The sequence below is a fragment of the Kitasatospora sp. MY 5-36 genome, from assembly GCF_001182915.1.
In the GTDB taxonomy this organism is placed as follows: Bacteria; Actinomycetota; Actinomycetes; order Streptomycetales; family Streptomycetaceae; genus Kitasatospora.
The window spans coordinates 1-5,057 of the sequence record NZ_LFVW01000744.1; the positions used below are offsets into that span (position 1 = coordinate 1).

Here is a 5,057-nt window from a genome sequence, read left to right on the forward strand (position 1 = left end):
CAGCCCGGGCAGCGCCCGGTCGGCGGCAGCAGCCGCACCGCGCGCCCGCAGGACGGGCAGGCCTCGCACCAGGGCTCGCCCTCCGGCACCGCGAAGCGGGCGATCCGCCCGCGCAGCGGCGGAGCCGCCAGGAGACCGACCAGCACCGCCGCGACCACGACCGGGACCACCGGCGCACCCCCTCCTCGACCGACACGACCGACACGACCGGCCACATCCTCCCGCGCCGGGCGTGTGCCGTCCGTCTCGCTTCCATGGAACGGCGCAACGGCGCTCCTCGCATACAGGAGCATTCCGGACATTCGACTGCCGGTTCACAAGGCCGCCCGCCGCCCCCGCCTGCCGATCCAAGGGGGCCGTTCCGACCCTCCGAAGCACCCCCGCGGAGACCCGCCGCACGGCCCCTCCGTACCCCTAAAGTAGGCGGACATGCAGGTCATCCAGTCCAGCAAGCTCGCCAATGTCTGCTACGACATCCGCGGACCGGTACTCGACGAGGCGATGCGGCTGGAGGAACAGGGCCACCGCATCCTCAAGCTCAACACCGGCAACCCGGCCACCTTCGGTTTCGAGGCGCCCCCGGAGATCCTCCAGGACATCCTGCGCAACCTCGCCACCGCGCACGGCTACGGCGACTCCAAGGGCCTGCTCTCCGCCCGCCGCGCGGTGGTCATGCACTACGAGGACCGCGGGCTGCACGGCCTCTCCGTCGACGACGTCTTCCTCGGCAACGGCGTCTCCGAACTGATCCAGCTGGCCATGACCGCGCTGCTGGACGACGGCGACGAGGTGCTCGTCCCGGCCCCGGACTACCCGCTGTGGACCGCCTCGGTCTCGCTGGCCGGCGGCACCGCCGTGCACTACCGCTGCGACGAGCAGTCCGAGTGGTACCCGGACCTCGCCGACATCGAGGCCAAGGTCACCGATCGCACCAGGGCCATCGTGGTGATCAACCCGAACAACCCGACCGGCGCGGTCTACCCGCGCGAGGTGCTGGAGGGCATCGCCGAGATCGCCCGCCAGCACGACCTGGTGGTCTACGCGGACGAGATCTACGACAAGATCCTCTACGACGACGCCGAGCACGTCCCGCTGGCCACCCTGGCCCCGGACCTCTTCTGCGTCACCTTCAACGGGCTGTCCAAGGCGTACCGGGTCGCGGGCTTCCGCTCCGGCTGGATGGTGCTGTCCGGCGACCGGCACCGGGCCCGCAGCTACATCGAGGGCCTGACCGTGCTCGCCTCGATGCGGCTCTGCGCCAACATGCCCGCCCAGCACGCGGTGGCCGCCGCGCTCGGCGGGCGGCAGTCGATCCGCGACCTGGTGCTGCCCGGCGGCCGGCTGCACGCCTCGCGCGACGCCGCGTACAAGCTGCTCAACGACATCCCCGGGGTCAGCTGCGTCAAGCCCAAGGGCGCGCTGTACGCCTTCCCCCGGCTGGACCCCAAGGTCCACAAGATCAAGGACGACGCCCGGATGGTGCTCGACCTGCTGCGCTCCCAGCGCATCCTGCTGGTCCAGGGCACCGGCTTCAACTGGCCCGAGCCGGACCACTTCCGGCTGGTCACGCTGCCCCGGCCGGAGGAGATCACCGACGCGGTGACCCGGATCGGCGACTTCCTGAGCGGCTACGTCCAGCCGTAGCCACCGGGCTCGACGACACCCGGGACGGCTCCTGGGACGGCTCCCGGAAAACACTACGGCCGGAGTTCCGGCCCGGGCGATCTCCTTGGTCGGGGGAAAATCGCCCGGCGGAACTCCGGCCGTCCTGCCGCTCGGCGGGGCGCGCGGGTCGTGCCGCGCGCCCGCCGCTACCGCGACTGAGGCTCAGGCTCAGCCGAGGCGCGCGACGAGGTTCCGGTACTCGTCCCACAGCTCCTTCGGGGTGTGGTCGCCGAAGGTCTCCAGGTGGGCCGGCACGAGCGCGGCCTCCTGGCGCCAGATGTCGGCGTCCACGGTGAAGAGCAGGTCGAGGTCCTCCTTGGAGAGGTCCAGGTCGCCGAGGTCGAAGCCCTCGACGGTCGGCAGCACGCCGATCGGGGTCTCGACGCCCTCGCCGGTGCCCTCCAGGCGCTCGACGATCCACTTGAGCACGCGGCTGTTCTCGCCGTAGCCGGGCCAGACGAACTTGCCCTCGGCGTCCTTGCGGAACCAGTTGACGTAGTAGATCTTCGGCAGCTTGGCGGCGTCCGCCTGGGCGCCGACCTTCAGCCAGTGGGCGAAGTAGTCGCCCATGTTGTAGCCGCAGAACGGCAGCATCGCGAACGGGTCGCGGCGCAGCTCGCCGACGGTGCCCTCGGCGGCGGCGGTCTTCTCGGAGGCGATGTTGGCGCCCAGGAAGACGCCGTGCTGCCAGTCGAAGGACTCGGTCACCAGCGGGACGGCGGTGGCGCGGCGGCCGCCGAACAGGATCGCCGAGATCGGCACGCCCGCCTGGTCCTCCCACTCCGGGGCGATGGTCGGGCACTGCGCGGCCGGGACGGCGAAGCGGGCGTTCGGGTGGGCGGCCGGGGTGCCGGACTCGGGGGTCCAGTCGTTGCCGCGCCAGTCGGTCAGGTGCGCCGGGGGCTCGTCGGTGAGGCCCTCCCACCACACGTCGCCGTCGTCGGTGAGGGCGACGTTGGTGAAGACGGTGTTGCCCCAGAGGGTCTCGATGGCGTTGGCGTTGGTGTCCACGCCGGTGCCGGGGGCGACGCCGAAGAAGCCGGCCTCGGGGTTGATGGCGTACAGGCGGCCGTCGGCGCCGAAACGCATCCAGGCGATGTCGTCGCCGATCGTCTCGACCTTCCAGCCCGGGACGGTCGGCTGGAGCATGGCCAGGTTGGTCTTGCCGCAGGCCGAGGGGAAGGCCGCCGCGACGTACTTGACCTCGCCGCTCGGCGGGGTGAGCTTCAGGATGAGCATGTGCTCGGCCAGCCAGCCCTCGTCGCGGGCCATGGTCGAGGCGATGCGCAGCGCGTAGCACTTCTTGCCGAGCAGGGCGTTGCCGCCGTAGCCCGAGCCGAAGGACCAGATCTCCTTGGTCTCCGGGAAGTGCGAGATGAACTTGGTGCTGTTGCACGGCCACGGCACGTCCGCCTGGCCCTCGGCGAGCGGGGCGCCGACGGTGTGCACGGCCTTGACGAAGTCGCCGTCCTCGCCGAGCTGGTCCAGCACGGCCTGACCCATGCGGGTCATCACGCGCATCGAGACGGCGACGTAGGCGGAGTCGGTGATCTCGACGCCGTACGCGGCCAGCGGGGAGCCGACCGGGCCCATCGAGAAGGGCACGACGTACATCGTGCGGCCCTTCATCGCGCCGCGGAAGAGGCCCTGCTCGCCCTGGAAGATCTCCCGCATCTCGGCGGGGGCCTTCCAGTGGTTGGTCGGTCCGGCGTCCTTCTCCTGCTCGGAGCAGATGAAGGTGCGGTCCTCCACGCGCGCCACGTCGGACGGGTCCGAGGCGGCGTAGTAGGAGTTGGGGCGCTTCTCCTCGTTGAGCTTCTTGAAGGTGCCCTGCGCCACCAGCAGGTCCGCGAGGCGCTGGTACTCCTCGTCGGAACCGTCGCACCACTCGATGCGGTCCGGCTGGGTGAGCTCGGCGATCTCGCTCACCCAAGCGAGCAGCTGCTTGTGGCGGGTGGGCGCGGATGCGCTGAGAGCAGAGATCTCGTACGACACGATCGCTCCGTTTCACGCCATCTCGGCGTGGAGATGGCGTCGCGGGGGTCTGAGGGTGCTTGCAGCGTAGCTCCGGACTCAAGGCCGGAACGCGGCGAAGCGTCGAAATTGACGCACCCTTTACTACAGCCAGTATGATTACTCATCGGTAACATGTCGACCGACCCCGCGACGGAGTGCGCGGCGCCACACTCCAAATACTCCAAAACGTCTAAGAGTGACGATCGCCACTTCCTACGCGTGAGTAACCTACGGAGCCGTAGGTAGCGGGTAGCATGCTGCGCATGACTGCTGCTGCGCTCGCGGAGAGTGCACTCACGGAGAGCAAGCCGAAGTGGCGCGGCTGGCTGCACGCCGGAATGTTCCCCGCCACGGTGGCCGCCGGGATCGTGCTGATCTGCCTGGCCGACTCCACGCCCGCCAAGATCGCCTGCGCGATCTACTCGGTCAGCGCCTGGCTGCTGTTCGGGGTCAGCGCGGTGTACCACCGCTTCAACTGGGGGCCGCGCGGGGACGCCGTGCTGCGCCGGCTGGACCACGCGAACATCTTCCTGATCATCGCGGGCACCTACACGCCGTTCACCATGCTGCTGCTCAAGGGCGCCGACCAGCAGGTCCTGCTCTGGGTGGCCTGGGGCGGCGCGCTGGCCGGGATCGCGTTCCGGGTGTTCTGGGTCGGCGCGCCGCGCTGGCTGTACACACCGGTGTACCTCGCGCTGGGCTGGGCCGCCGCCTTCTTCCTTCCGGACTTCCTGCGCGCCGGCGGGGTCGCCGTCCTGGTGCTGATGATCGTCGGCGGGGTGCTCTACAGCATCGGCGGCGTGGTGTACGGGCTCAAGCGGCCCAACCCCTCACCGCGCTGGTTCGGGTTCCACGAGGTGTTCCACGCCTTCACCCTGGGGGCGTTCATCGTCCAGTACGTCGGCGTCTCGCTGGTGGCCTACAGCACCACCGGGTGAACACCGGTGCCGTACGGCATGACCGGGTGAACACCGGTGCCGTACGCCACGGTCGGTCGGCCACCGGTGGCGTACGGCACGGTCGGGTGATCACTGGTGGCGTACGGCACGGCCGGTCGATCCCGGCGCACCCCGACGGGCGGTCGAACGGTCCACGGACCGGACGGCCGCCCGTTCCGCCGTCCAGGGCCGCTCGTACGGGGCCCGGAGCTGCGGGCGGCGCGGGTAGGCCGCGTGGTCGGCCGCGCCGGCCTCCGGCTGCGGGCCCGGATCCTGCAGCGGCCCGTGCGCGTGGTGCTGCTCGCCGTACCCGTGGTGCTGCTGCCCGCCGTGCGCGTGGTGCTGCTCCCCGTGCGACTCCCGGTGTGGCTCGCGCGGAGGCCAGGCCGGCGCCGGGAGCGCCTCGGGCTCGGGCCACCGCACCGCGCCGACCGCACG

Annotated in this window: 3 protein-coding genes and 1 pseudogene; 2 read left to right on the forward strand and 2 right to left on the reverse strand. The window is 70.8% G+C overall.

Translation table 11 applies throughout. The annotated features are described in order from the left end of the window. Window positions 1-429 precede the first annotated feature (429 nt). Entirely contained in the window at window positions 430-1,644 is a 1,215-nt protein-coding gene (locus AE652_RS35015; RefSeq protein ID WP_049659025.1) for a pyridoxal phosphate-dependent aminotransferase, read from the forward strand. Between the two features lie 189 nt (window positions 1,645-1,833). Here the strand turns inward: AE652_RS35015 and AE652_RS35020 are convergent, their stop codons facing one another. After that, window positions 1,834-3,660, reverse strand: coding sequence for a phosphoenolpyruvate carboxykinase (GTP) (locus AE652_RS35020; RefSeq protein WP_049659026.1), 1,827 nt, complete (start codon window positions 3,658-3,660; stop codon window positions 1,834-1,836). Window positions 3,661-3,944: 284 nt separating this feature from the next. Between AE652_RS35020 and AE652_RS35025 the strand changes: the two genes are divergently transcribed. Continuing rightward, complete coding sequence (locus AE652_RS35025) at window positions 3,945-4,619, forward strand: hemolysin III family protein (RefSeq protein ID WP_049659028.1); 675 nt, start codon at window positions 3,945-3,947, stop codon at window positions 4,617-4,619. Between the two features lie 90 nt (window positions 4,620-4,709). On the opposite strand, the pseudogene AE652_RS46855 reads toward AE652_RS35025, so the two are convergent. After that, a pseudogene (locus AE652_RS46855) lies at window positions 4,710-5,057 on the reverse strand (hypothetical protein); the annotation flags it as partial.